This is a genomic window from Ruegeria sp. S263 (assembly GCF_056780525.1).
In genome coordinates this window covers 36,112-61,699 of sequence record NZ_CM165558.1, presented here as the reverse complement: position 1 = coordinate 61,699, position 25,588 = coordinate 36,112, and the positions used below count along the sequence as shown (strand labels likewise).

General features: G+C 54.0%; 26 protein-coding genes. 14 read left to right on the top strand and 12 right to left on the bottom strand.

The window, feature by feature from the left end; all coding sequences use genetic code 11:
- Nucleotides 1-27 precede the first annotated feature (27 nt).
- The 6 genes from mutM to recF all read left to right on the top strand — a co-directional run bounded on the left by mutM (nt 28) and on the right by recF (nt 6,654).
- Nucleotides 28-879: a bifunctional DNA-formamidopyrimidine glycosylase/DNA-(apurinic or apyrimidinic site) lyase gene (mutM, locus tag ACT2B1_RS00325; protein ID WP_171125977.1), complete on the top strand. Its 852-nt coding sequence runs from the start codon at nt 28-30 to the stop codon at nt 877-879.
- A gap of 66 nt (nt 880-945) precedes the next feature.
- A complete protein-coding gene (locus tag ACT2B1_RS00320) occupies nt 946-1,722 on the top strand; it encodes an enoyl-CoA hydratase (RefSeq protein ID WP_171125979.1) in 777 nt (258 codons plus the stop codon).
- Nucleotides 1,723-1,946: 224 nt separating this feature from the next.
- Nucleotides 1,947-2,210, top strand: a complete 264-nt coding sequence (gene rpsT, locus ACT2B1_RS00315) for a 30S ribosomal protein S20 (protein ID WP_152459792.1) — start codon at nt 1,947-1,949, stop codon at nt 2,208-2,210.
- A gap of 553 nt (nt 2,211-2,763) precedes the next feature.
- Entirely contained in the window at nt 2,764-4,149 is a 1,386-nt protein-coding gene (gene dnaA, locus ACT2B1_RS00310) for a chromosomal replication initiator protein DnaA (RefSeq protein ID WP_481668358.1), read from the top strand.
- A gap of 226 nt (nt 4,150-4,375) precedes the next feature.
- Nucleotides 4,376-5,497 (top strand): DNA polymerase III subunit beta, encoded by a 1,122-nt coding sequence (dnaN, locus tag ACT2B1_RS00305; protein WP_171125983.1) that lies wholly within the window; start codon nt 4,376-4,378, stop codon nt 5,495-5,497.
- Between the two features lie 59 nt (nt 5,498-5,556).
- On the top strand, nt 5,557-6,654 hold the full coding sequence (recF, locus tag ACT2B1_RS00300) for a DNA replication/repair protein RecF (RefSeq protein WP_171241126.1): 1,098 nt from the start codon (nt 5,557-5,559) through the stop codon (nt 6,652-6,654).
- On the opposite strand, the gene ACT2B1_RS00295 is transcribed toward recF, so the two are convergent.
- On the bottom strand, nt 6,651-7,217 hold the full coding sequence (locus ACT2B1_RS00295; protein WP_171126693.1) for a carboxymuconolactone decarboxylase family protein: 567 nt from the start codon (nt 7,215-7,217) through the stop codon (nt 6,651-6,653). The two genes, recF and ACT2B1_RS00295, sit on opposite strands and share 4 nt — an antisense overlap.
- A 100-nt stretch (nt 7,218-7,317) precedes the next feature.
- Between ACT2B1_RS00295 and ACT2B1_RS00290 the strand changes: the two genes are divergently transcribed.
- Nucleotides 7,318-7,890, top strand: a complete 573-nt coding sequence (locus ACT2B1_RS00290) for a TetR/AcrR family transcriptional regulator (protein ID WP_171126694.1) — start codon at nt 7,318-7,320, stop codon at nt 7,888-7,890.
- A 102-nt stretch (nt 7,891-7,992) separates the two neighbouring features.
- The gene (gene gyrB / locus ACT2B1_RS00285; RefSeq protein WP_171212493.1) at nt 7,993-10,410 is read left to right on the top strand and encodes a DNA topoisomerase (ATP-hydrolyzing) subunit B; all 2,418 of its coding nucleotides are present in this window, start codon (nt 7,993-7,995) and stop codon (nt 10,408-10,410) included.
- 723 nt (nt 10,411-11,133) lie between these two features.
- On the opposite strand, the gene ACT2B1_RS00280 is transcribed toward gyrB, so the two are convergent.
- Nucleotides 11,134-11,751 carry a 2-keto-4-pentenoate hydratase gene (locus ACT2B1_RS00280; RefSeq protein WP_481668357.1) on the bottom strand — a complete coding sequence of 206 codons (618 nt, stop codon included), beginning with the start codon at nt 11,749-11,751 and terminating at the stop codon, nt 11,134-11,136.
- 220 nt (nt 11,752-11,971) lie between these two features.
- Nucleotides 11,972-12,268: a hypothetical protein gene (locus tag ACT2B1_RS00275; protein ID WP_282121536.1), complete on the bottom strand. Its 297-nt coding sequence runs from the start codon at nt 12,266-12,268 to the stop codon at nt 11,972-11,974.
- A gap of 131 nt (nt 12,269-12,399) precedes the next feature.
- Here ACT2B1_RS00275 and ACT2B1_RS00270 point away from each other — a divergent pair, with 131 nt between their 5' ends.
- Nucleotides 12,400-12,660, top strand: coding sequence for a hypothetical protein (locus tag ACT2B1_RS00270; RefSeq protein ID WP_481668348.1), 261 nt, complete (start codon nt 12,400-12,402; stop codon nt 12,658-12,660).
- Nucleotides 12,661-13,190: 530 nt separating this feature from the next.
- On the opposite strand, the gene ACT2B1_RS00265 is transcribed toward ACT2B1_RS00270, so the two are convergent.
- Entirely contained in the window at nt 13,191-14,735 is a 1,545-nt protein-coding gene (locus ACT2B1_RS00265) for a ShlB/FhaC/HecB family hemolysin secretion/activation protein (RefSeq protein ID WP_481668356.1), read from the bottom strand.
- 219 nt (nt 14,736-14,954) lie between these two features.
- Nucleotides 14,955-15,887 carry an SdiA-regulated domain-containing protein gene (locus tag ACT2B1_RS00260; RefSeq protein WP_481668355.1) on the bottom strand — a complete coding sequence of 311 codons (933 nt, stop codon included), beginning with the start codon at nt 15,885-15,887 and terminating at the stop codon, nt 14,955-14,957.
- 182 nt (nt 15,888-16,069) lie between these two features.
- Here ACT2B1_RS00260 and ACT2B1_RS00255 point away from each other — a divergent pair, with 182 nt between their 5' ends.
- Nucleotides 16,070-16,828, top strand: coding sequence for a DUF4956 domain-containing protein (locus ACT2B1_RS00255; protein WP_142639636.1), 759 nt, complete (start codon nt 16,070-16,072; stop codon nt 16,826-16,828).
- On the opposite strand, the gene ACT2B1_RS00250 is transcribed toward ACT2B1_RS00255, so the two are convergent.
- From ACT2B1_RS00250 to ACT2B1_RS00225, 6 genes are all read right to left on the bottom strand, one after another.
- Entirely contained in the window at nt 16,829-17,770 is a 942-nt protein-coding gene (locus tag ACT2B1_RS00250) for a metallophosphoesterase family protein (RefSeq protein WP_481668354.1), read from the bottom strand.
- Nucleotides 17,760-19,193: a hypothetical protein gene (locus ACT2B1_RS00245; protein ID WP_142639633.1), complete on the bottom strand. Its 1,434-nt coding sequence runs from the start codon at nt 19,191-19,193 to the stop codon at nt 17,760-17,762. The genes ACT2B1_RS00250 and ACT2B1_RS00245 overlap by 11 nt, the downstream gene beginning before the upstream one ends.
- Nucleotides 19,194-19,977: 784 nt before the next feature.
- Entirely contained in the window at nt 19,978-20,151 is a 174-nt protein-coding gene (locus ACT2B1_RS00240; RefSeq protein WP_481668353.1) for a hypothetical protein, read from the bottom strand.
- A gap of 400 nt (nt 20,152-20,551) precedes the next feature.
- Complete coding sequence (locus ACT2B1_RS00235) at nt 20,552-21,166, bottom strand: hypothetical protein (protein ID WP_271952807.1); 615 nt, start codon at nt 21,164-21,166, stop codon at nt 20,552-20,554.
- Between the two features lie 55 nt (nt 21,167-21,221).
- Nucleotides 21,222-21,641, bottom strand: coding sequence for a hypothetical protein (locus ACT2B1_RS00230; RefSeq protein ID WP_271952805.1), 420 nt, complete (start codon nt 21,639-21,641; stop codon nt 21,222-21,224).
- A gap of 244 nt (nt 21,642-21,885) precedes the next feature.
- Nucleotides 21,886-22,185 (bottom strand): hypothetical protein, encoded by a 300-nt coding sequence (locus ACT2B1_RS00225; RefSeq protein WP_170337109.1) that lies wholly within the window; start codon nt 22,183-22,185, stop codon nt 21,886-21,888.
- A gap of 568 nt (nt 22,186-22,753) precedes the next feature.
- On the opposite strand from ACT2B1_RS00225, the gene ACT2B1_RS00220 reads away from it, so the two are divergent.
- The 4 genes from ACT2B1_RS00220 (at nt 22,754) to ACT2B1_RS00205 (ending at nt 25,392) form a co-directional block, all read left to right on the top strand.
- Nucleotides 22,754-23,269 carry a DUF805 domain-containing protein gene (locus ACT2B1_RS00220; RefSeq protein WP_480536391.1) on the top strand — a complete coding sequence of 172 codons (516 nt, stop codon included), beginning with the start codon at nt 22,754-22,756 and terminating at the stop codon, nt 23,267-23,269.
- A gap of 72 nt (nt 23,270-23,341) precedes the next feature.
- Entirely contained in the window at nt 23,342-24,112 is a 771-nt protein-coding gene (locus ACT2B1_RS00215; RefSeq protein ID WP_481668352.1) for a hypothetical protein, read from the top strand.
- The gene (locus ACT2B1_RS00210) at nt 24,096-24,632 is read left to right on the top strand and encodes a hypothetical protein (protein WP_353390961.1); all 537 of its coding nucleotides are present in this window, start codon (nt 24,096-24,098) and stop codon (nt 24,630-24,632) included. Before ACT2B1_RS00215 ends, ACT2B1_RS00210 begins: the two co-directional genes overlap by 17 nt.
- Nucleotides 24,633-24,819: 187 nt before the next feature.
- Complete coding sequence (locus ACT2B1_RS00205) at nt 24,820-25,392, top strand: carboxymuconolactone decarboxylase family protein (protein ID WP_481668351.1); 573 nt, start codon at nt 24,820-24,822, stop codon at nt 25,390-25,392.
- A gap of 12 nt (nt 25,393-25,404) precedes the next feature.
- Here the strand turns inward: ACT2B1_RS00205 and ACT2B1_RS00200 are convergent, their stop codons facing one another.
- On the bottom strand, nt 25,405-25,572 hold the full coding sequence (locus ACT2B1_RS00200) for an SAM-dependent methyltransferase (RefSeq protein WP_353390963.1): 168 nt from the start codon (nt 25,570-25,572) through the stop codon (nt 25,405-25,407).
- Nucleotides 25,573-25,588: the final 16 nt, after the last annotated feature.

Below are 25,588 nucleotides of genomic sequence, written 5' to 3'. Positions count from 1 at the left end.
GCGGCCCTTTGGAATAGGAGCCAAGTAATGCCCGAATTGCCCGAGGTCGAGACAGTAAAACGCGGTTTGGCCCCGGCGATGGAGGGTGTCGTTATCGAACGCGCCGATGTAAACCGCCCCGATCTGCGTTGGCCTTTTCCCGAACGGATGGCCGAACGGTTGACCGGGCAGCGGGTGGATGGGCTGCGAAGACGTTCGAAATACATCCTGGCGGATCTTAGCAGCGGTGAGACCTTGCTGATTCATCTGGGCATGTCCGGCCGGATGATGGTGTCGGGCGATCCGCTGGGGCAGTTCGTGCATGATCATCCGATGCCGGAAAAGCACGACCACGTGGTATTTCACATGGCAAATGGCGCGCGGATTACCTTCAACGACCCGCGCAGATTCGGTGCGATGGACTTGCTGCCCACGGCCACCGCTGAAGAACACAAGTTGCTGTCTGTTCTTGGACCCGAGCCGTTGGGCAATGACTTTCATGAACAACACCTGATCGACGCATTCAAAGGCCGGAACACTCCTGTCAAATCCGCGCTGCTGGATCAGGGAATCGTTGCCGGATTGGGAAATATCTACGTTTGTGAGGCGCTTTATCGCGCCAGAGTGTCCCCACGTCGAAAAGCTGGTCAAATTTCTGCGCAGCGTGTCGGTGCCATGGTTCCCATCATTCGTCAGGTGCTTCGGGACGCGATTGATGCGGGTGGTTCATCGCTGCGTGATTTCCGCCAAGCCGATGGAGAACTTGGATATTTTCAGCACAGCTTTGATGTCTATGGCCGCGAGGGTGGCCCCTGCCGCACCGAAGGATGCGATGCTGCCATAAAAAGAATCACCCAGTCCGGTCGCTCATCCTTCTATTGCACGCAATGCCAAAGATAACTTGATCCAAGGTTTTCGCGTGATAATGAATCGTTACTGAACGGAACAACCGGAAGCTTACACCTCATGGCTTTTGAGACGATCATCGTCGAAATCGAAGACCACGTCGCCCTTATCAAGCTTGATAGACCAGATGCTCTGAATGCACTGAACTCGCAGTTGACGCAGGAATTGTGCACAGCGCTGGAAGAGGCGGATCAAAACGACAAGGTGCGCTGCATCATCATCACCGGCTCGGAAAAGGCTTTTGCCGCCGGCGCGGACATCAAAGAGATGTCCGAGATGGGTTTTGTCGATGTCTACACCAGAAACCTGTTCGGTGATGTGAATGACCGGATAACGGCCATACGCAAACCGATCATCGCCGCAGTCGCAGGTTACGCGCTGGGCGGTGGATGCGAATTGGCGATGATGTGCGATTTCATAATCGCCGCAGATTCGGCCAAGTTCGGTCAACCGGAAATCAATCTCGGAGTCATCGCGGGTCTGGGTGGCACGCAGCGTCTGACCCGGTTTGTCGGCAAGTCCAAATCAATGGACATGAATCTGACCGGGCGTTTCATGGATGCCGAAGAAGCAGAACGGGCGGGCTTGGTCAGCCGGGTTGTCCCTGCAAAGAAACTGTTGGATGAGGCGACGGCCGCAGCCCAGAAGATAGCCGAAAAATCTCAGTTGAGCGCAATAGCCGCGAAAGAGGCTGTGAATCGCAGCTATGAATTGCCGCTGAACGAGGGGATGTTGTTTGAACGTCGGGTGTTCCATTCGATGTTTGCAAGCGAAGATCAAAAAGAAGGCATGGCTGCCTTTCTTGAAAAGCGCGCGGCCCAGTTCCGCGATAAGTAAACGACCTTTCAGATCGGATCAGGCGGGTACATGCCGCCTTTTTCATACCTGCCTTGCAGCAATAAGAATCTGCTTGGCAAACCCTTCCAACTTGGATAGTAAGCGCCGCTATACATGCGCGTGCGGCCCGCTTTGGCCCGACTCACACTCGTGATTTCTGATCCGGTGCGGATTACCCGTGGCGCGCAATTCATAGAACCGTACCGTACAAAGGTCAGAGACACATGGCTAACTCGCCCCAGGCAAAAAAACGCGCTCGTCAGAACGAGAAGCGTTTCGCAATCAACAAAGCACGTCGTTCGCGCATCCGCACCTACCTGCGCAAGGTCGAAGAAGCGATCGCATCCGGCGACAAGGACGCAGCAACCGCCGCTCTGCGCGCGGCCCAGCCCGAGCTGATGCGCGGCGTCACCAAAGGCGTTTTCCACAAGAACACCGCAGCGCGTAAAATGTCGCGCCTGTCCTCGCGCGTGAAGGCGCTGGGCTGAGTCTTTCGCTGACCCCAGGTCACGTAAGAAAGGCTGAACTATTTTGAAGGGCGTCGCGCATCGCGGCGCCCTTTTTGCTGTTGCCAGAATACCGCGCTTCACCAAGCCAAGAGATTCTTTCGCGCTCAGAGGCGAGTCAATATCAGAGTTTCGTTGCCGGGGACCTCGCCATCTTGTTACCACTGAATCAGCGATTCACTCGCTTGGGGGGACAGGCTGTTCCAGGGATCAAACTGACGGGCATCAGGGCGATCGGGGACGAATGTTGGCAACCGGGACTGCTGGTTTGCTGATCTGCTTTGGGACCTGATGCATTCAGGACTCCTAGCCCTGTCTAAAAAAAGAAGATTGCGACACGCAACCCGGTTTCCGGGGCGGTTCCGTTATTTGGAATGCCTTTGTGCCAGGTAGTGTCGACATTCAAAAACAAGGCGTCAGGCTATTTCAGTTTGGCGGATGGGTACCCTTTTGCGTGTGAGTGCGCGTACCGGGCGACCGGGACTTAGTAATAAGGCCGACAGGCCAATAAAGAATGGGATGCGTGAGGCGCTTAATGACACAAGAAAAATGGGGACTACTGCGTAACAAACTGCTCAAGGCTATTGGAAAAAATAACTACACCACCTGGATCGAACCTCTGGAGTTCCAAGAGGTTCAGGATGGGGTAGCTGTGTTTTCAGTGCCTACGAATTTTATGGGCAATTACGTCAGCCAAAATTTTGCAGATCTCATCTTGTATGAGTTGAATACGTCAGGTGAGCCCGTTCAACGCCTTGCGTTCCGGGTCGCGGCAAATTCACCGACGCGCCCGTCTGTCGAGGCAGAGTCGGCGCAAGCACCAGCGCCAGAGGCCGCTGTGCCCCATTTGACCGAAGTTGCAAATGATGCGTTGGAATCCTTGCAGGCCGCGCCTCTGGATGCCCGCTTCATATTTGACACTTTTGTGGTTGGTAAGCCCAACGAATTGGCCCATGCCGCTGCGCGTCGCGTGTCCGAAGGTGGCCCCGTGACCTTCAATCCGCTGGTTCTGTACGGTGGAGTTGGTCTGGGTAAAACGCACCTGATGCACGCTATTGCATGGGAACTGAAAACCAAACGGCCCGATCTGAACGTGCTTTACCTGTCAGCGGAACAGTTCATGTATCGGTTTGTGCAGGCTCTGCGCGAACGCCGCATGATGGATTTCAAACACCTGTTCCGTTCGGTCGATGTGCTGATGGTAGACGACGTGCAATTCATCGCAGGTAAGGACTCCACGCAGGAAGAATTCTTTCACACATTCAATGCGCTGGTGGATCAGAACAAACAGATCATCATCTCGGCGGACCGCGCACCGGGTGAGATCAAGGATCTGGAAGACCGTGTGAAATCGCGCCTGCAATGTGGTCTTGTCGTGGATTTGCACCCGACTGACTATGAACTGCGTCTGGGTATTCTTCAGAACAAGGTGCAACAGTACAGCAGCACCTATCCTGACCTGACAATTGCAGACGGCGTGCTGGAGTTTCTGGCCCATCGCATCTCGACCAATGTTCGTGTGCTGGAAGGCGCGCTGACCCGTCTGTTCGCCTTTGCCTCGCTGGTGGGGCGCGAGATAGACATGGAACTGACGCAGGACTGTCTGGCCGACGTGCTGCGCGCATCCGAGCGCAAGATCACCGTCGAAGAGATTCAGCGCAAGGTTTCAGAATACTACAACATCCGCCTGTCCGACATCATCGGCCCCAAGCGCCTGCGGTCTTATGCACGTCCGCGCCAGGTGGCGATGTATCTGTGCAAGCAACTCACCAGCCGGTCCTTGCCCGAGATCGGGCGTCGTTTCGGCGGGCGTGATCACACAACGGTCATGCACGGTGTCAAACGTATTGAAGAGCTGAAAACGACCGACGGCCAGATCGCCGAAGACGTCGAGATGTTGCGCCGGTCACTGGAAGCCTGATTTCCAGCCTCAGTTATTTAAAACCGCCCCGGACCCTTTGGCCCGGGGTGTTTTTTGTGGGCTTTAACCCACGGTTGGGTGGGAACTGTGCCCGCTTGGTCACGCCCCTCTTGACGCTTTGGTCAATCCGACTCAGAAATCCTTAAAAAATCCTTGTGCCTCAGGGTGGAACCGCTAACGTGCCAGTCCCGCCCAAATCGGCACGCAAGTCAAAGGAATTGAGGGTATGAAGATCAGCATCGAACGCGGCACCCTTCTTAAGGCCGTCTCGCAGGCCCAATCCGTTGTGGAACGTCGCAACACCATTCCAATACTTGCCAACGTGCTGATCGAAGCCGAAGGCGATGTGGCCATGTTCCGTGCCACCGATCTGGATATCGAAGTGGTTGATAAGGCGCCCGCACAGGTCGAAAAAGCCGGTGCGACCACCGTAGCGGCGACGACTTTGCACGAAATCGTGCGGAAGCTGCCGGATGGGGCTTTGGTGACGCTGACTGCCGACAGTGCTTCGGGTCGTCTAACGGTTGAGGCCGGGCGCTCGAACTTTTCGCTGGCGACCCTGCCGAAAGAGGATTTCCCGGTGATGGCGTCCTCGGAGTATCAGTCGAACTTTACGGCCTCGGCGGCGCTGTTGCGGCGTTTGTTTGACAAGTCGAAATTTGCGATCTCGACCGAAGAGACGCGCTATTACCTGAATGGCGTTTATATGCATGTGGCCGATGGATCCGAGGGCGGTAAGGTGCTGCGCTGTGTGGCCACAGACGGGCACCGTCTGGCGCGGATTGATGCGGATCTGCCTGATGGGGCGGCTGATATGCCGGGCGTGATCGTACCGCGCAAGACCGTGGGTGAGCTGCGCAAGCTGCTGGACGATGATGAGATGGATATCGCTGTGTCTGTCAGTGAAACCAAGGTGCGCTTTGCGACGCCTGATATCACACTGACTTCGAAAGTGATCGACGGCACCTTCCCCGACTACACTCGTGTGATCCCGCAGGGCAATACGCGCCAGTTGGAAGTGGATGCCGCCGAATTCGCGCAAGCCGTGGATCGTGTGGCGACCGTATCGTCCGAACGCTCGCGCGCGGTGAAATTGCAGCTGGATGCCGATAAGCTGGTTCTGTCGGTCAATGCCCCTGACAGCGGTGCCGCCGAGGAAGAGCTGGCTGTGGCTTATGGCGACGAGCGGCTTGAGATTGGATTCAATGCGAAATACCTGCTCGAGATTGCTTCTCAGGTGGATCGTGAGAATGCTGTGTTTCTGTTTAACTCGGCCGGTGATCCGACCTTGATGCGCGAAGGCAATGATCAGAGCGCGGTTTACGTCGTCATGCCGATGCGCGTCTGATCGCGCTGGCGCGCGATGCCTCCGGCGGAAGTATTTTTGAACAGAAGAAGGGTGGGGTCATGGGATTGGCCCTGACCGAACTGACGGTCTCGCATTTTCGGTCGCATAAGCTGGCGCGGCTGGCTTTGGATGGGCGGCCGGTTGCGCTGCATGGACCAAACGGGGCCGGTAAGACTAATATTCTGGAGGCGGTGTCGTTGTTCTCGCCCGGACGTGGGATGCGGCGGGCGAGTGCGGCTGAGATGACGCGGCGGCCCGAGGCGCTGGGCTGGAAGCTGTCTGGTGTGTTGCAGGCGCAGGGGCAAAGCTATGAGATCGAGACGTGGTCCGAGGGTGGCGCAGCACGGCAGGTTCGGATTGATGACAAAACGGCCAGTCAGATTGATTTGGGCAAGCTGGCGCGGGTGGTCTGGCTAATCCCTTCAATGGACCGGTTGTGGATCGAAGGGGCCGAGGGGCGGCGGCGGTTTCTGGATCGCATCGCCTTGAGTTTTGATCCGACCCACGCTGAGGCGTCCCTGACTTATGAGAAATCCATGCGCGAAAGGAACCGCCTGCTGAAAGAGCAAGTGCGTGATGCCCATTGGTATGCAGCGCTTGAGGGGCAGATGGCCGAGACCGGATACCGTATCCACGCAGCGCGACTGTCGGCTTTGGATTGTTTGCGCGCTGCGCAGGAGCGGGCGGAAACCGCCTTCCCATCGGCTGATCTGGAGCTAGTGCAAACCGAAGGTGCGATGCCCGAAACGGCAGACGATCTGCGCGAGGCACTGGCCGAAAGCCGGTTCCGCGATTTGGCTGCAGGGCGGACATTGGTGGGGCCGCATCGGTCTGACGTGTATGGGGTTTTTAAGGCCAAGGGTGTTCCCGCCAGGGATTGTTCAACCGGAGAGCAGAAGGCGCTGTTGGTGTCGTTGATCCTGTCGAACGCACGTGCGCTGGCTGAGACAGTGGGTGCGCCGCCGATCGTATTGCTGGATGAGGTTGCGGCACATCTGGATGCCGGGCGGCGGGCTGCGCTTTATGATGAGATTTGCGCGCTGGGGGCTCAGGCCTGGATGACAGGCACCGGGCCTGAGCTGTTTGCGGAGTTGGGGGACCGGGCCCAAACGCTTGTTGTTACCGAAAGCGATGAGGGCTCAGTCGTGACGGCTTAGGCCGGCTCGCCGACTTTACGCTCCCACAAGAAGCCGCGCATCACCTCATCAACGGGTGTTTGGGCCATGTGGTTGACGTAGTTCGACATGGTTTTCTGTGCCAGGCCCAGCACCACATCCAGAACGGCGCGGTGTGAATAACCGGCGTCAAAGAACGCCTGAAGCTGTGCATCGGACGGGTTGCCACGGGTTTCCATCATTTGCAACGTGAAGGTCCGCAGGGCCTCAAGCTTGGCCGACGGGAGCGGAGTTTCATTGCGCAGGGCCTCGGTGATTTCGTCCGAGACCTTCATCATCTTGGCGATGCCGGTATGGGCAGGCACACAATAGTGGCATTCGTTTTCCACGTTGATTGTCTGCCAGACAACGGTCTTCTCGTCATTGTCAAAGTCGGTTTGCAGGAACAAATGGTGCAGAATCTGATAGCCTTCCAGATGCTGCGGGCTTTCAGCCATCACTTTGTGCAGGCCGGGCAGTCGGCCAAACGCGGCCTGAGACTTTTCCAGCAGCGGTTTGGACCCTTCAGGGGCGGTTTCAAGGTCATGAGAGGGGAAGTTTGCCATGTCAAAACTCCTGTTTCTGGCGCTGTGAGTCGTATTTAGGCTTTATTGAGCGATCACTCAAGTATATATTTGAGTAAATGCTCAAGAATTGGTGAACCCGATGCCTCGCAAACCTTCATACGACCGAGATGCGCTGATCGCGCAGGCCAGGGATATCTTTTGGCGTCAGGGGTGGGCTGGAACGTCGCTCAAGGATCTTGAACGCGAACTGAATCTGAAACCTGGCAGTTTCTATGCGGCCTTCGGATCCAAGGATGCGCTGTATGCTCTGGCGTTGGAGCGGTACGCGCAGGATGGCGTGTCGCGATTGACGACCATGGCGGATGAGGTTGGGCCATTACAGGCGTTAAAAACGCAGCCGCAGATCGTGATAAGCGCCAAGGAAATGCCAGCGCGTGCTTGTATGCTGGCCAAGACATTCGCTGAACTGCAGGCCAAAGGGCACGGTTTGGCGGACAAGGCAGGCGCTCATCTGGAGGAGATGAAAGAGTGTTTCGCCACCCTTTTCCGACGTGCGCAGGCGGCCGGAGAAATTGGCGCACATCATGACCCGGATCGGTTGGCCGCACGGTACCAATCGGATCTTTTGGGTCTGCGGTTGTCGGCCGAGCGTGACGATGTGAATGCGATAGAATTGGCGTCGGATATTGCGGCCGATCTAGATCGGCTGTGATCTGCTGAAAAAGACACTGACCGACACAAAATCTGGTGGGATCGCGTGACATTCCCCACCAGAAAACGTATAAGTTACCAAAATAATATAGGTACTAACCGAATGTCCGAAGACGCACAGGCACCACAGGAATATGGCGCTGATTCCATTAAGGTTCTCAAAGGCTTAGAGGCTGTTCGCAAACGTCCCGGTATGTATATCGGTGACACTGACGATGGGTCGGGCCTGCACCACATGGTGTACGAGGTTGTGGACAACGGAATTGATGAGGCGCTGGCCGGGCACGCCGACCATGTGACGGTCAAAATCCACGCCGATTCCAGTGTTTCGGTCAGCGATAACGGCCGTGGGATTCCGGTGGATATTCACCCCGAAGAAGGTGTGTCAGCCGCTGAAGTCATCATGACCCAACTGCATGCGGGCGGGAAGTTTGACAGCAACTCGTACAAGGTGTCAGGTGGCCTGCACGGTGTGGGTGTCTCGGTTGTGAATGCCCTGTCCGATTGGCTGGAGCTGCGTATCTGGCGCAACGGCAAGGAACACGTGGCGCGCTTTGAAGGTGGCGAAACAGCGGAACATCTGAAGGTCGTGGGCGAATGTGGGGATCGCACTGGAACCGAGGTGCGGTTTTTGGCCTCGACCAGTACGTTCTCGAACCTCGAATATTCGTTTGAAACGCTTGAAAAGCGCCTGCGTGAGCTGGCCTTTTTGAACTCGGGCGTGCGGATCATCCTGATCGACGAGCGCCCCGCCGAACGGTTGGAGACCGAGCTGTTCTATGAGGGTGGCGTCAAGGAATTCGTCAAATACCTCGACCGGTCGAAGACGCCCGCGATGCCCGAGCCGATTTATATCAAGGGCGAGCGTGACGACATTGGGGTCGAAATCGCGATGTGGTGGAATGACAGTTATCATGAGACCGTTCTGCCCTTTACCAACAACATCCCGCAGCGCGACGGCGGCACGCATGTGGCCGGTTTCCGAGGCGCTCTGACCCGGACGATCAACAACTATGCGCAGTCCAGCGGGATCGCGAAGAAGGAAAAGGTCAGCTTCACCGGTGATGACGCGCGCGAAGGTTTGACCTGTGTGTTGTCGGTCAAGGTACCCGATCCGAAATTCTCCTCCCAGACCAAGGACAAGCTGGTGTCGTCCGAGGTGCGCCCGGCGGTCGAAGGCTTGATGAACGAAAAACTGGCCGAGTGGTTCGAGGAGAATCCGAATGAGGCCAAGGGCATTGTCGGTAAGATCATCGAGGCTGCTCTGGCGCGCGAGGCGGCCCGCAAGGCGCGCGAACTGACCCGCCGCAAAACGGCGATGGATGTGAACTATCTGGCTGGGAAGCTGAAGGACTGTTCCGAGAAAGACCCGTCCAAGACCGAAGTTTTCCTGGTGGAGGGTGACTCGGCGGGTGGTTCCGCCCAGACGGGTCGGGACCGGTTGACTCAGGCCGTTCTGCCCCTGCGTGGGAAAATTCTGAACGTCGAACGTGCGCGGTTTGACCGGATGCTCTCGTCGCAGGAAATCGGCAATCTGGTGATGGCGCTGGGCACTGGCATTGGCCGCGATGAGTTCAACATCGAAAAGCTGCGCTACCACAAGATCGTCATCATGACCGACGCGGATGTGGATGGCGCGCATATTCGGACCCTGCTGCTGACCTTCTTCTACCGTCAGATGCCGGAGCTGATCGAAGGTGGATACCTCTATATCGCGCAACCGCCGCTTTATAAGGTTTCGCGTGGTAAATCAGAAGTTTACCTGAAGGATCAGGCGGCTCTGGACGACTACCTAATCAATCAAGGCGTTGAGGGCGCGGTGCTGAAACTGGGCTCGGGTGAGGAGATCATCGGGCAGGACCTGACCCGCGTCGTAGACGAAGCGCGCCAGTTGAAACGTGTGCTGGACGCCTTCCCAACGCATTACCCGCGTCACATCCTGGAACAGGCCGCGGTCGCCGGAGCATTTGTTCCGGGTGCGGTGGATGCCGACCTGCAAGGTGTGGCCGACAAGGTGGCCGCCCGTCTGGACCTGATCGCGCTGGAATACGAACGCGGTTGGCAAGGCCGGATTACACAGGATCATGGCATCCGTCTGGCCCGCATCCTGCGGGGCGTCGAAGAAGTGCGCACGCTGGACGGCCCCATGCTGCGCTCGGGCGAGGCGCGCAAGACGGGTAGTTTCACCCAAAGCCTGCAAGAGGTTTACAACACCCCGGCCACTCTGGTTCGCCGTGATCGGATGCAAGCCATCCACGGCCCGCTGGACCTGCTGCGCGCCATTCTGGAAGAGGGCGAAAAGGGTCTGTCCCTGCAACGCTACAAAGGACTGGGCGAGATGAACCCCGATCAGTTGTGGGAAACCACGCTGGACCCGGATGCCCGTACCCTTTTGCAGGTGCGGGTCGATGACATGGTCGAAGCAGACGACCTGTTCACCAAACTGATGGGTGACGTGGTCGAGCCTCGCCGCGAATTCATCCAACAAAACGCGTTGAGCGTCGAAAACCTGGATTTCTGAGATTGTGTAGGTGCGCCCATAATATTGAATTTTGCGCATAACTTTGCATTACTTGCCCATAGTTTTGCGCAAAACCCAACCATAAGTCGAACCCAGTTTTAAGAACAGCCGTCAAAAGGTAGTCTGACTATGGGTCATGCAGTTTTCGCGGAGTCGGTCAATTGAACTCGGAAGCCTACGGTCTTTTCTGGAACTGATTTATTTGGTCCAAAATAGGTAGTTGGGTTGGAGGCAGTCGTTCCTGGCATAAACCGCAGAAACCGGGCTATCGAAGGTGCTCATTCACGAACTGGAGGACCAGGTCCGTCATACCACAGCCAACCCAAGTTTCGGCCATACGCAACAAAAGCAGGCTTTGCAAAGTTCAATGAATAAGCCGACAGTGGTCTTCTCAAATGAATGGCACTGTTGCGCGGCTACTCTAAAGCAGATTCTTGCGTATTGTGTTCAATCAAAGCGTGTGGGAGAGTCTCGCCGACGTTCGACGGGACAAAACTAGAGAACGCTACCTTTGAAAATTTTAGAACGCCTAACTAAAAAAGTTACAGCAGTAATACAAATGCCGATCACACTTTCGCAATTCTCTGAAGAAGACTGTTTTTTTGGAAATTCTTGGCAAGTTACAGATGAAGATGAGCTGGCACGCCAAATCGGTGTCATAGCGCTCGGTTACTCTCATCACGTGCTCAAAATACTTCAAGGGACTGGCGTCGTTGACGCTGATTATCCTGCTGACGGAGGGCCGCCGAGCGCGTTTTCACCCTTGCCGGCCTCGATAGCCTCGGTGCCCTTGAACAACGCTAGTGGCACTTCGGCCAAGCCGGTCAAGATATCATGCGTCGCCTCGATTTTGTCGCCAAGAACAAGGCAGCCGTGCAATCCTTGTGCTGCGATTGAGTCTTCGACCGAGAATTTCCAGTTGGGATAAATCGATTGGACGATTTCAAATCCTGGAGCGACCCACTCCACGCAACCTGCCAACTGCTCATCGTTCATTTCAGCCGTCGGTGTATGTCTAAGGCCGAGTACGATTTCTGGTTCAATCCTCGGTTCTGAATACCTTGCCAAGTTTACCGGCTGATCAGTCGAAAACAGCCCATCTGCGTGGACCTCTCCCCAAATGGGTTGATCCACACCGTAAACAGGCCAAATCGTGCGGTTCGTGAAGCCGACTTTTCTGCCAACTCTTTCTTTGTCCAGAATCTCGCGGACACGACTAGCAATCGAATAAGCGTCATCCAGCGATAGCTGTCCTGCCTCTGAAGACAGTTTAGGTATCTGCTGGGCAGAGGTCAGGGCATCAGCAATTGTCTGAGCGTTAGATTCAATATCTCTTGTCATATTCGCATTATACGCTCCGACGGCTGGATTGCGATGCAAGCGAGGTTTTGAAGGGCCATCGTCGGAAACTCAAAGGCTTGCAATGAAAGTGTGGATATGCCTCATTAACCTTCTGAGAGATGACAACCTTCGGTTGATGTCTATTCTTCAACTTAACCTTGGTTGGAAACCAGCTTCCCACTCGGAAGAATTCCTCTAAGGCTTCAAGATGTGCCTGGCGCTACTGCCGCTTTCGTTTGACCGAGATAATGCATCCGGAATGCTTCGGGTGCCGTGCTGGTACATCACGAGCCATCGCATCCACATTTCCAAGGTGTCGTAGTGCCCCGCTGTTCAGCAACACGCCGCGCCCGGCATCATACCGACGTTGCCCAAATCCGCTGGCAACGCATTCCCAGTCTTCCTTGGCCGCCGCGTTGCGGAATCTCGGTAGGTCGTGCGGATCATGCCGCCCAGGTGTTGCTGCGACGTGATCGTGTTTCTTCGCATTGCTTTGGTGGGTTATATGGTGGGTCACTTGAGTTGTTCCAGGTCGCTGGACAGTACCGGTCGTCGGCCTCGGCTTAGGGCGCATGATTGTCACGACGCCTTGTGGTTTCGGATGCCCTGGGACGGCCACGTGAGTTGCCGTAGGTTTTGGTGTCAACTGTGGAACCTGGCCAGGAACCGCCGTGGGAACCTGATTGGGGGTTGCTGTTGGGACAAGCGGTGGCGTCGCTGTTGTACCGCTGGGTTGCGGAACACGGCCGGGCACTGCGACCGGAATTTGGTTTGGTGTTGCAGTCGGGACGAGCGGTGGCACAGCAGTTTGACCGGTGGGCTGAGGCGGGACCTGACCAGGAACTGCGACTGGTATTTGGTTTGGTGTCGCGGTGGGCACAAGTGGCGGCACCGCTGTTGGGCCGGTAGGTTGAGGCGGAACCTGGCCAGGGATAGCTATCGGAACTTGATTGGGAGTTGCAGTCGGAACTTGCGGCGGCACCGCGGTAGGCCCGGTAGCCAATGGCGGAACCTGATTTGGAACGGCTGTCGGAACCCGGTTTGGAGTCGCATTTGGAGTCAAAGGCGGAGCTAGGGTCGGCGCTACTACCGGCGTGGGAACCTGACCGGGAACCGCTATTGGTGTCGCGATAGGAACCTGACCGGGAATTGCGTTCGGAACCGCGCCCGGCGCAAGGACTGGAACAGTAACGGATGTGGGCGTTTGCTGGGTTCCCTTAGGCGGCAACTGATTTGCTACCGGCTGAGTTGGGCCGGTAATTTGATTACCTGTTCCTTGCCCACCGGCCTGCCCGCATCCTTGGCTTGACTGGTGAGGATTCCCCACGCCACGGCACCACCCGTACTGATTTCCGCCGGCAACGACCTGTGTAGCGGCCAGTTCTGCAATCAAACAAGCTGTTGTAAGTAACGCAATTCTGTTCAGTTTCATAACATCCTCACCAACTTGTTGTCAGAGCAAGATACGCGCCTGGGTCGCCCGAGTCGGTCAGAGGACCGTCTCTCAAAGGGACGCCAACGTATCCGGATAGGAATAAGTTTCGCTTAAACTCGATGTCCAGCCCCAACCCGGTCGATGCCAGTGTTGCACTTCCCACTTCGAAACTGGCGGGATCATTATTCGAGATGTAACCAACGTCGAAAAAAGCGAAGGGCGTCAGACGATTTACGCTCTGCGAGCTTGGGAAATAGGAGTGAGATACTTCGAAGATTGCTGAGATCCCTGAATCACCATCCACTTCGTCAAACCGATATCCGCGCAAAGCATAACGATCACCAAGAAAGTACTCTTCGACAGAAGGCAGACGGTCAGTTGTGTACTGCCCCCAGATTTCAGTCCGCCACGCAGTGTTGGGCGATAAGCCCGTCAGCGGGCTTTCGTATCCGATGCCGCCCCGCAAGTGCCAGAACGAAGAGTCCCCGTCGTCGAAATTGGCGTCTGTCGTGTCAGTGTCATTGTCGCCAAAAGATAAGGTTAATCCGGCTTCCAGCGCCTGTCCTTCTGAATAGTTTTGCCCGTAAAGATATGTAAGGCCAACGACGCTGGCGTCGCTGGACAGTGGAACGCCTCCACTAACAGAATCCGATTCTGAAAGGCGATAATCCAGCAGAAGGTATCCGTAACGAGCTACATCGCGGATCACCGGGTAACCCATCGCGACGGTGAAGTTCTCGCCGTCTATATCGGTTCTTGCAAAATCCCCCGAGAGGTCACGTTTTGCGTTTATGTTCCCATAAAAGATCTCACCATACAGACCATTGCTGTTCAGCGGCGTGCGATAGGTAAGAGCCCCCCATAAAGAGTGTTCATCGTCTTTGTCCCAATTGTAGTTGCCGGACCCCTCAAATCGCAGCATATCCCCGACGGTCAGCGTTGAATAAAACTCTTGCACGACATAGAAGCTTAGCGCTTCTCCAAGCTCACGCGGAGGGTTGTCGAGTGTCGCACTACCGGCTTGTTTTCGCAGTGGCTCTCCCAATACTCTCAGCCGAGCACCAGCCTGATCCGGGTAATCAAGTTCGGTCGACAACTCCAAGTCAGGTATGTCCTCGGCTAGCATAACCGCCCGCTCAAATCGTTTCAGCGTTATGGGATAGGAGGTGGTGAGGGGCTGAAAAATCTTCTCTAGGGTTTGGAACGTGCGCGTATCTACACCTTCAATTTCGATGGTTTGAATGCGCCCTTCATCAACAATTATGCTCTGCCCATCGGGGCCGGGCCAGGCCTCAGCCAAGAAGTAACCGTCTTCTCGGTAGATCTGCGTGATCGTTGATGCGACATCCACTGCTGTGATGCGCCCTGACCGATCAAAAGCCAACTGACCGGCAAACGTTAACAGCTCATCCGTATCATATACCGTTACGCCGCTGACAGAGTGCTGTGAGGCGATGTCCCAGGTTTGGGCAATGCTGTATTTTGGAACTGCAACAAAGGCCACTAAAGTGCAAATGATCGCAATTACAACCGAATTGGATACGGGCATTATCGATAACCTTAAGGTGACTGAGCATGTTGAAGCCCAACATTATTACATGGTTCGCATGTGTGAACCTGACGCTATTCGAATATATTGATGGGTGATGTTTTTTAGAAACATATCGAACAGAGCGCAGATTTACTTAATATGCTGCACATAAGACGGCACTCATTTACACAACCCCGCTTTTCAACCACGCAGAGTAGAGAACTAGTAGGACAGTCCTCACAACTCCGGTTGCTCAAAAACATAAAGCCGCGATTTCTTGGCATCATCTGTCAGGATATAGAGAAGCCCTCTGATCTCATCGAGAGCGATCCCTTCGGGATGTTTAACTTCTTTTTGTTTTCCATCTTCTGTGAACGTCAAACTGATAGACTTTACGGACTTGGATTCTGGATTGTAGATGAAGATCTGACGGCCTTTGTCACTCACAATCCAAAGAGAACGCGAGGACCGGGACCATGCCAGGCCGCTCAAATCCAGTTCATCATCATCTACACGCTCGGAGATAAAACCTGCATCGCGGGCTAAAGGAATGATCTCAATAATTTCGTCTAGCTCTGGCGATAACACCATTAACAACCTTGGTTGTCCCTCAATGCCAACGAAGACCCGCCCGGATTCCGGGTCAACGGCGATACCTTCGGGTCCCTTGTTCAAAGGGTTGCCGACGAGTAATTCAGCGGCGGTCGGGTAACCTTTAAGAGATGCGAGAGGTATTGTCGTCAGTTGAATGGGGTCAGTTGGGTGAACGACTAGGATTGATCGGTCAGTTTCTTGAAGCACCAAAACAGACCCATCCTTTCGAGGTGCAACACCCTCCAAATCTGATCCTGCCAATGCTGGCAACCTGAAAGAGTTTCCTAATACTCCGTCGGCTCCGAGTAGGTGCAGTTTAGGTTCGGCGTCACTTACAGACCACAAGAAACCTTCAGCGTTAGACATTGCCAAACCGGAAGGCTCTGAAAATCCCTCTGAATTGTCTGCCACCTTGAATTTATCGACCAGAACCAAACCAGCACTTTCGGCGTAGGCAAAATCGGTCCAAGGCAAGAAGGCTGCCGCAACCAAGCTGGCCGCAAAAGCGAGTCGTCTAAGTTTGCAGAAACACCGTGAAATTTCAGCTTTTGACGGAAACACTTTGTTTTCTGCCATTCAATTTTCTCGCGCTTGGACCATATCCTTGTATCAGCGTTCGTATCACAGTCCGGACGCGATGTCCGAAGAATGCACGGTAATCTCTTTACCTGATCCCGCCTGTTGCGATTGAATTGAATAGGGCACGATGTGCCTTTGGTGAAGCGTAAGCCTTTGGCGTGAGCAGGAAGGAAGACAAGTTGAATACGACCCTCACATTTGTGACCGTGTTGTTGATGCTGCTGTTGCCAGGTGCTGCGGTGTCACAAGTCGACCCTGCGACGATGCTGGCCGGGGCTTCGGAATCGGAAATTCTCATCGAACGCCAGTGGACGCAGTTTCGTGGCAAACAGGAACTGTATTTCTTTACTCTCGATGTGATCGTCACGATCATTCTGGCTGGCTTGATCGTCTATCATCCGGTGAGACGTAAAGCCCGTAGAAGTGTCAGCGATATCGTCATGCCGCGACTGTTCTTCCTTTATGCGCTTGTCGGCATGGCGGTTGGGTTTCTGGTCGTACAGCACGGATCGATGATCGGGTTCGTGATTTTTGGAATAGGAGCTCTGTTAAGGTTCCGATCAAATATGGATGACCCGGTCGACACGGTGGAAATGATTATAGTCACCGTGCTTGGGCTGGCGGTAGGGCTGGGCTTACCCTTGATGGCCACACTGGTGGCGGTTGTATGTTGGTGTTTCATTTGGCTCGGTGGGCGAAACAAGGGCGTGGAAATTTCGCTCAAGGCTTCAAACGAAGAGCACTCATTGAAAGTCAGCGGGGACATTGAAGCCATGGCCGCAGACGCTGGCTGGAAGCTGGTCAGAAAACACCACGTCCCCGGAAAGTCTCGCGTCTCATTGCTTTTCATCACCTCGGGAGGGCTTTCAGAAGCCCGGATAGAAGAGATGATAAACGATCTGGTCCCTGATAAAGTTGAGCTGAAACTCAACCTCTAGTCATTTCACAAGGTCCAAACGTTTCAACACTGCATTCGGGGATCTGATCTCTTCCGGAAGCGACTTGAAATTTACCGACCTTTCGAAGTCAGGTCCTCGATATACTGCTATCCCAAATTTTCCGTTTGGCTGGAACGTAACATGAGTGAAGCTGTGAGGTGATCCGGCTTTTGATCCGATAAGCCGTCGCGGGCCACCTCCCAAACAAGCTTGGGAGACGTAAGTAACACCATCTTTCCAACCCGGATAGAAGGCATGATGGTGGCCTGACAGATGCAGAACCACACCGCTTTCCAAATAGATTTTTTCAAGTGTTGGGTCACCGATGATTTCGCGTTCACGCTTGATCGCGAAGGGCCAAAGTGGGAGGTGACTGAAAGTGACAATCGGGTCTCCACTTGTACCCAGTTCCACAAGTCGGTCCTGCTGATCGCCGGACAGCGGCCCTAGGGTCGTAGCATCCAGAGACGCAAACGTAATGCCTTGCATCTCAAATGCGTAGAAGAACGGGTAGTCATCTGAAACCAGGAAGTCGACGTCTGGCTTTCTCGGCGTCCATTCCTCTGCGTATATTTTTCTTTCACGCTCGAACCCTCGGTAAGCGGAGGCGTCATGGTTTCCCGGCGTGACCGCAAACGGAATTCCGGCAGCCGTTAAAGGATCTGATACCGCCTCATGAAACGCTTTCCACATTTCCCTGACCTGTTTGTCGGACAAGTTGGGAATGCGCTGTCCCGCAACCATATCTCCGGTCGAAATAACCAGATCTGGATCAATCTCGACTATCCGCTCAATCGCCTTGTCGACGCGGGCATCGTATTTTACCGAACCGTAGCTTCCGTTCAGATCCGATATGACGATGACATCCAATGCCGCGGCCTTGCAGGCTAGCAGAGCTGTCCAAATGCACGCCGCAAAAAGGGTAGAAAGGTTACGGGTCACTACAGTCTAAGGCCTCTTGCTCGGCGTCGCTTGTCAGAAAAAATGCGGCGGGATCCAAATCGAATATCAATTCACCATTTGAACAATTGCTCTGGAGGATGGACGTTGCCAGCGCGGTATTTTTGACGACTTGTGCAATCTGACTGTCTGACAGCCCAAGGCTTTGCGACAGCCAGTTATAAACCGGGCCTTGAGTTTGAAGCTCACTATTCAGCGCAACCAAGCGTCGGTATGTGCTTGGAGAGAAATGCCGCATTTTCTCTAGCATTTGAGTAGATTTCGCGAAGTTGGCATACTCAACCCGCCCACCAGCATCGTTGTCGTTTAGATTGCTGCGACGGATCAATAATGCGTCGGCGGGAACGTCTCCATCGTTTGGCTGATGGTGCTTGGCCTTCCTATGCTTCAGGTCTCCGTCTTCGACCCAATACCAATAGGGTGTGAAGTCTATGTTTCCTACGCGGTCCTGCTGGCTAAAGATGAAATCTAGGAGAACAATCTCGGTAAGTTCTTGCATCCAAAATGCCATCTGTTGGTCGCTGACATCGGGGCCGAGATCCTTGTTGATCATCCGGTCTCTTCGACCTTCTCTGACGCCCTCTGCGATTGCCTCTGACAATGGTTTTGAAGACCGCAAAGCTAAGAAAGCGGGCGTTTCCTGAAAATCGCGGTTCTGACCTTTCCCCCAACCAGATTTACGGGTGCCGTTGATTTCCGAGCCGTATCGATGCCCAGGGCTATCAAGCAGCACGCCGTATATTTGCGTTCGATCCGATGTGAACAGATCATCTGTCGGTTGGTATGAGTTCGGGTCGGCATCCGCAGCTGCGAAGACCCGCCAGCCTTCATGGTTCATGCGCCCGCCATGAGAGCCGCCAGAAATCGCAAGGCCAGGCTCTGCGACCTCGGAAAAATGCGCCTGGGCGTCCATGCTACGCCAAACGGCGACTGGAACTTTGACAGTCGTGTCGAAATATCTGGAGAAATGATAGTAAAGCAGCGACGAGGTTGAAAACGTTCCACTGGTGCCCTTTTGGTTCATGGTGGACTTGAACTTAGCCACCCTGTCCTTGGCCAGATCTTTTGCTGCCTTCCCCTCTTTGCAAGCGTTTCTCTCGAATTCGGAACGGTTCCCCGTGTAGGGTCCTTCCGAAATATCGTAGACGGCCATTCCTGGGCTGGTGCTCCAAGTTTTTGGGCAAATCGCAATTTCGGAGGCATAGAAATCGATCTCGCAATAGGTTGTTTCTTCCTCAAGGTCGCTGTTCTTATACTCGCCCATTGGAATTTTTTCGATCCGAATACAGCGTTCAGTACCGCCGTTGGGACTATCAAATGTCGTGGCTTCACCTAGAACATCGTCGTTCGCCCATAAGACGGTGGGTGCAATGAAAGCAAGTGACCCCAGAAGGTTGAACTTCATTTGGATAGTCCTCCCAATATCATTTGGGGCAAATCGCTGCCTGTTGTTCGGTGGAGATTTTCAACTTGGGGTCGACGCTGAAGTTGGAGAATTTTGAGTCAATCCACGGGTCGCACCCGCCTGAACATGGGGCCCCGTTTCGGGCATCATTCCAATATTCCTTGGCCCTTTCTTCCGTCCAACCACAAAACTGAACGAGCGCCATTGCCGACAATGCTCCCGAGGAATGAACACCCCACATGCAGTGCACCAGGACAGGGCCTTTTCCAGGGTTTTGAATCACCTCGTGTATGGAAGCCATGACAGCACTGGGTCGGGAGGATCTGGCACTTTGATAGTCAAAGGATCCGTTTCCACAACTGGTGCGACCGTATTCAGTGTTTTTGCCAAAGTCGGCATAAAACCCGGTTGAAAACCCTTCACCGCAAAGAGTTTCGCGTTGACCCTCACTTAGGCCAGTTCGATCCTTGTCGCCACCCTTGAAACCGGATCGATACAACACTCCGCTTAAGACTGGGCGAAAGAAATCGACACCATCAACGCCTCCGTCACCACCCTTTGACAGCATTTGACTGTTGCTTGGACCGCCATTTCGACTGGTCACGTCAGAATTCGCAGTGGTTGCGAGAACACCAATGAATATGAGGGACGCCAAAAACCGCATGCCATCTCCTTTCTATACTTGAACCTTTGATGCTCAAACTCTTGCGACCTGATAGTCTCTCGGAAAGGCTAGTTCACGACAACCATATCAAGTGGGCAGTTAGCTTTCCGCTGTGAAACTTTAAATGGGCCACACCAGATTGATGATAACGACGACTACGAAGTAAGCTAGAACAACTTTCCAGTTCCATTGGTGCTTATTTTCTTCATTGATCACGCCAGCCAATTTCAATGCCAGGTTAGTGATGATTAAGGCGACAACGATGACCGCCGCGTGTGCCAGGTCGAATTGCAAGTTTGAACACCTTCTTTCAGATTTGGGATTGATGGAAGTCTGTCAGCAGTCACCTGATGGCAGCATAGCTACATCTGAGTACCTTCCCTCGGAGGTCGTGATCCGAGCGCATGCACCGGTATCCTTGTTAAACCAGTACGAGGTTAGCCCCTCGCTTCGGATGAGTTCAAACCCGAGACTTTGAATACCCATTTCAGCTTGGCCCGCTCTTGCCCCTTCAAATGACGAAAGATCGCTAGAGCTGCCCACAGTTGGTGCACTTGCATCCACTGATCCGCCACTGTCGTCGCATGCTGCAAGCGCGGTAGTACACGCCGTGCCGATCACCAATAGGACCTTGGGTTTCATCTGTTTTTCCCTCTCTTTTTATACTTGCGTTCCAGGGTTTCTGATTGATCACCTATTCAATTCCGAAAATGACGTTGTAGTCGACGGAAGAGTTGCTGCGATTGATAACCTCCACAACATGATCACCAGATTGCCAAAGCTGTCCTCGATACTCCTTGTCCGCCGACATCAATCCCAACAGTTCAGAACCATCGGGGTTGCGAATAACGTAGTCCAAGGAGCCATTTCGCGGAGCAACGCGAACGTAAAGGAACTGTTCGCTTTTGGCACCGAGAACATATTGCTGTGACGCTCCGGGCGCGAGTTCACCAACGAGTTCGGCGCCGGTGGAACCACCATCGAATTTGACACGTTGGCTACCGGTAGAACCGGCCGCGCCTGCCACTGCTCCACCGCCATCATCCATCGCCTCGACAACCGCCATCTCGCCGATGTTTCCATCCTTGTACGCGATGCAGCGCCAAAGTGTTCCACCTGCGTCTCGCAGCATGACGAGCGTACCCGCCTCTGAGAACTCTGAGCTTTCAATCGTTCCGGATTGACCGTCTGGTCCACCAACCTGCCGCAAGTGGTCGATACAAGCGTCATCGGCTTCTGACATTGCAAGAGCAGCTGTGCCCGAAAATACAAACATGGGTGTGAGGAGTTTTAGTAAACTGAGTTTCATCAGATGGTCCCCTGTTGGTTAATCCTTACAGTTTTGTTCCGTGCAAAGCGGAACCTCACTTCGTTTCTCGTAACTTTGACAGAAACTCGTCGCATGCCTGTGCGCTGCCGACGATCTCGCCTGTCGTTTCAATTCCTTGCAGAGATGCCATCTCGGAATTTACGCGATTGAGGATTTGATCCGCTTGCTCGGCGGTGATCAGGTTCTCGGCTTGTGCTCCTTTCAATGTGGTGCAAACACCGGCGGACAAGCCTGTCGCAACGCCGACACCTATCGCGGCACCGCCACCCATGGTCATCGCCCCAACCACGCCGAGGGCGAGCCCGATCACGATACCCAAGATCACTTTTCCCAAGTTTTCCTCCCTTTTGGTGAGAAAGAGTTCAGCCTTCACTGCTGGCGCAAACCGCGTGCCCACCTGCAAATCAAAACCAGCGCCAACAGGTTGAGCACCGGTGCAATCGCCGCGAACCATGGTTTGGCCAACTCAAAGACCAAGTCCGCTACAAGTATCCAAGGTAGTCCCAACGGCAAAAGGAACACCCCGGACAAAGGGTCTCTTTCTTGCCCCAGCCAACCAAATGTACCCGTCAAGAATGCAAACAAGGCCAGCAGGTAAAGGATGGCGAATACGATGGTGGTTATTCTACAAACCAAGTCGAACTATCCGAAGAGTGAGCCAGTGCTGCGTAGCCGTATTCAGCTACGCACCAAACAGGTCACAATGCGCCTTCGTCGCCAAGGAACTCGATACCAGCTGTCGCGCCATCACTGTAAGCAATGCAATTCCAAGGAGCACGATCCTCGCCAACGCCGACTGTGACCTGTGTTCCCGCCTCGCTAAACGCGGATGAGAGCACCACGACTTGCGAATTGTTCGTCGTGTTAGCTACATCTCGCAAACACGCCTGCTGAGCCGGCGTGAGCTCGGCGGACGCGCTTGATGTACTCGTGTCGTCGCAGGCCGCAAGCAGTGCGAAACATGTCGCGCCTGCAATCATCACCATCTTGTTAGACATTTTCTTCTCCCTCTGGTTCCCTTGAAATTAGTGAAATTGGATGCGCTTGTTTGAAGCTCTCGCGTCTGAGTACCCAACAGAACATGCTTCCATCCTGTGACTGTCTTACCCAAAACTTGCCGCGGAGGGCTTGGTCGGCGGAACGATTTTTCGTTGACTACCGAGACCGCCAACAACGCGTGATGGCAGAATGGCGTCACTGCAAAAAGCTAGAGCGAACTCTGGAGGGAGGGCTAGTTCGTTGAGTCTAAGCATGGCGTCCTCCCAAGGCTCAATCATTGTAAAGTGCCTTCCGACCGCCAGCACTCACTCTAGCAGTCGGAAGGGCCCGACACATCGGGCGACAGCGACAACAACGGAGGTAAAATAAAGCTGTGTCGAATTCGCATGTTTGAATCTAATTTTTAATAAATCAATATTTTTTCCGCGCGTAAATTTCTCTACGCTCTCGTACGATAGGCCTCTGCGTTCAAACAAAAAGGTAAGTGGGAGCATCCGTAGGGGCGAGTGCGTTCTCCTGAGCGGCAAAGCGTTTGAGGCCGCACAGAAATTAAGAAAGGATTGAAAAATGGGATTTGGTGAAGCCGTTAAATCGTGTTTCTCGAAATACTTCCAGTTCTCCGGTCGGGCGATACGCTCAGAATACTGGTGGTTCTTCTTGTTTGTGGTTCTCGTGAGTGCTGCTTTGGCTGTGTTGGATACAATCATATTCGGGACCGACCCCGAAACAGGGCAAGGATCTCGGGTTCTGTCCTCTGTTTTCCAACTGGCCGTTATCATACCTATGCTGGCCGCCGGTTGGCGGCGGCTGCATGATACGGGACGACCTGGTTGGTACTTGCTGCTGCCGATGGCGCTCAGCATTATAACGCTTTTTGTTATGCTGGGTGGGGTAGCGTTCTTTTCGGTATTGGAGCAAGGGACCGAAAACCCCGATGCGTTGCGAGGACCGGCGGCAGTCCTGGGCGTAACCGGTTTTGTTGTTGTCTCAATTCTTCAATTGGTTCTGTCCATCCTTATGATCTGGTGGCTGACGCGCCCTTCGGTAGAAGGAGCGAACGAGTACGGTGCACCTGTTTCCTGACCTGGTTGCCCGGGCAACGGCCGGAATCTCTGCTGAATGAAAGTGCGAACCGCAACACCATGGAGAGAGAAAATGAGTTTCAAGACGATTTCCATTGGAACGCTTATGATGGCAATGGCGACCACTGCATCGGCTGAGTGGTCCTTCAGTTCCGGTTCCAGTCCCAATGCATTTATTCAGACCGGAAACATGACGCTGGAGCTTCAGTGCAACCGTATCCGCTTTGCTCCGGCTGGATACGAGGACAGCCAGGACATTATGGACAAGCAGGGGCTGTCTATTCGTTTTTTGAAGAACGGCACAACCGAGGTTGGTGCTTTTCAGGTTGGCGCTGAAAACGCTGCCTTGCAGATCGTCGACAATTATCCCGTCGAGATCAGTTTTGATAGTCAGCAGGACTATGGTTTTGTACTGGACCAGCTTGCGGCCAATGCGGCGGTCAATCTGTCGATGATTGATCAAGATGTCAGCTATGGGATCTTTGACTTGAAAGGTTCCAGCGCGGCAATTCGGTCCCTTCGTTCCGCGTGCGATTCAGATCCTAGTCTGGGGGCTTCTTACGAAGCACCCGAAGGCATCGTCTATTGTGGTGGCGGAGCGATTGAGCGCGTGATCGAACCCGTAATTTTGGACAATCCGGAGGGAGAGTGGGACGCACGAGTAACGGTCAACGGCGAGTCGATCAGAGCCATGACGGCCTACAGTTACTTTGGAAACTATGAGCCGCCGGCCGGATTTGTCGTCGCGCTGCTTGGGGAAGACAGGTCCGAGTTTCTGATTTTTAGCGAAGGCTCGGCAAACTGGCTGGAATACGGGGACTATAGGTATGATCAATGCAATTGATGCCCCCCTCCAACCGATTTCCCAATTGGTAAGCCAGTTTAAATGTTTGGTTTCCTCGATTGTGCTGGGTTCGGGTCTAGTTTGGACCTCACCAGCGTTCGCGGCTGACGGTTCGCAACTTCCAACCGGTTTGCGGGCGAAGGTTGATCTGGCGGCACTGGCCTGCGCAGAGTTCAACAACGGTCAGTTTGACTTAGATTGGGGCGCGGTTGAAAGGGTGGATCTTGACGGAGATCTACAACGCGACTGGGTTCTGAATGAGTCTGGTTTTGCGTGTTCGAGCGCCGCATCTCTTTACTGCGGCACTGGCGGATGCATGTCGCACTTCTTGATTGAAGAGGAGGTTCACTCCTTGCTCAACCAGGGCTGGACGGTCGTTGACTTCGGGCGTCAACGCATTGTCCTTGCTGACGTCCACGGAACCAATTGTGACGGAATAAACCCGACGCCTTGCACAACAGCCAGTGTTTGGGATGCGGAAGCTAAGACGTGGCGCTCGTCTGCTGGCGATTGGGAGTAAGCTGCAATTGGGCACCGCAGATAGCCAAACTACGATCACGTTGGGGTGTTGTTAGGCAAACTTACCTTCGGATGTATTCCAACAGAAGCTCTGTGCGGATCCCAGAATTGCTTTAAGGTTGCGTATGCACCGTTAGGTTCCTCACTTTGAGACAAAGCTATCCAAAGCAAGACTGAAAGAGAATTGAATGAAACGCCTGTTTCCATCTCTGCCTGAGAACGCGACGCTTGGAAGTGTCTATCAAGCCTTTCCAGACAAACTTTCGCCGCTTTGCGCGTACGAAAGCCTGGTTATGAGGGGCGAGAGCGACCTCTCGGTTGCTGAGCGTGAACTAATCGCAGCTTATGTCTCTGGCTTGAATGCTTGTGCGTATTGCCATGGGGCGCACATCGTTTTCGCCAAAGCCTACGGCATTGAGGTCGAGACAATCGAGGCACTGATGGAAGACCGCGATACAGCACCCGTCGAAGACCAACTCAAACCGTTACTGGCATACATTGAAAAGCTCACCGTCTCACCATCCCGAATGACGGAAGCCGACGCAAAAGCAGTCTACGCGGCAGGCTGGTCGGAGAGTGCGCTGTTCGATGCTATCCAAGTTTGCGGTGTCTTTAATCTCGTGAATCGCTTCATAGAAGGAACAGGTGTCCAAAGCCCTGGCACCGACCCAAGAGAAGCGGACGAAGCCACTTTAAACCGATGCCGCAGTGACAGCTTCTATACCGATTTCGGACGAGAGAACGGCCTCAACATCCCTTGAATTGATGTTGTTCTAACGTTTCCAATCGGAAATGGTTTTGGCTGCGTCGCAAAACTCTTGCGTCAGATCAATGCCTCTAACCTTAGCGCTTGCTTCTTCTGCAATTGTTTTGGTGACCCCACCCAAGCCACTACCAATATCAAGTACATTCGCGCCTGTCGTTAACTTCAGTTTCTCCAATAACTGTAAAGTCGTC

Coding starts and splice junctions, on each gene's coding strand:
- ACT2B1_RS00260 (WP_481668355.1), bottom strand. CDS start 15,887: ATGGCAGAAAACAAAGTGTTTCCGTCAAAAGCTGAAATTTCACGGTGT.
- ACT2B1_RS00320 (WP_171125979.1), top strand. CDS start 946: ATGGCTTTTGAGACGATCATCGTCGAAATCGAAGACCACGTCGCCCTT.
- ACT2B1_RS00225 (WP_170337109.1), bottom strand. CDS start 22,185: ATGTCTAACAAGATGGTGATGATTGCAGGCGCGACATGTTTCGCACTG.
- mutM (WP_171125977.1), top strand. CDS start 28: ATGCCCGAATTGCCCGAGGTCGAGACAGTAAAACGCGGTTTGGCCCCG.
- ACT2B1_RS00230 (WP_271952805.1), bottom strand. CDS start 21,641: ATGGTTCGCGGCGATTGCACCGGTGCTCAACCTGTTGGCGCTGGTTTT.
- dnaA (WP_481668358.1), top strand. CDS start 2,764: ATGACACAAGAAAAATGGGGACTACTGCGTAACAAACTGCTCAAGGCT.
- ACT2B1_RS00280 (WP_481668357.1), bottom strand. CDS start 11,751: ATGACAAGAGATATTGAATCTAACGCTCAGACAATTGCTGATGCCCTG.
- ACT2B1_RS00205 (WP_481668351.1), top strand. CDS start 24,820: ATGAAACGCCTGTTTCCATCTCTGCCTGAGAACGCGACGCTTGGAAGT.
- gyrB (WP_171212493.1), top strand. CDS start 7,993: ATGTCCGAAGACGCACAGGCACCACAGGAATATGGCGCTGATTCCATT.
- recF (WP_171241126.1), top strand. CDS start 5,557: ATGGGATTGGCCCTGACCGAACTGACGGTCTCGCATTTTCGGTCGCAT.
- ACT2B1_RS00295 (WP_171126693.1), bottom strand. CDS start 7,217: ATGGCAAACTTCCCCTCTCATGACCTTGAAACCGCCCCTGAAGGGTCC.
- ACT2B1_RS00235 (WP_271952807.1), bottom strand. CDS start 21,166: ATGAAACTCAGTTTACTAAAACTCCTCACACCCATGTTTGTATTTTCG.
- dnaN (WP_171125983.1), top strand. CDS start 4,376: ATGAAGATCAGCATCGAACGCGGCACCCTTCTTAAGGCCGTCTCGCAG.
- ACT2B1_RS00220 (WP_480536391.1), top strand. CDS start 22,754: ATGGGATTTGGTGAAGCCGTTAAATCGTGTTTCTCGAAATACTTCCAG.
- ACT2B1_RS00290 (WP_171126694.1), top strand. CDS start 7,318: ATGCCTCGCAAACCTTCATACGACCGAGATGCGCTGATCGCGCAGGCC.
- ACT2B1_RS00210 (WP_353390961.1), top strand. CDS start 24,096: ATGATCAATGCAATTGATGCCCCCCTCCAACCGATTTCCCAATTGGTA.
- rpsT (WP_152459792.1), top strand. CDS start 1,947: ATGGCTAACTCGCCCCAGGCAAAAAAACGCGCTCGTCAGAACGAGAAG.
- ACT2B1_RS00265 (WP_481668356.1), bottom strand. CDS start 14,735: ATGCCCGTATCCAATTCGGTTGTAATTGCGATCATTTGCACTTTAGTG.
- ACT2B1_RS00215 (WP_481668352.1), top strand. CDS start 23,342: ATGAGTTTCAAGACGATTTCCATTGGAACGCTTATGATGGCAATGGCG.
- ACT2B1_RS00245 (WP_142639633.1), bottom strand. CDS start 19,193: ATGAAGTTCAACCTTCTGGGGTCACTTGCTTTCATTGCACCCACCGTC.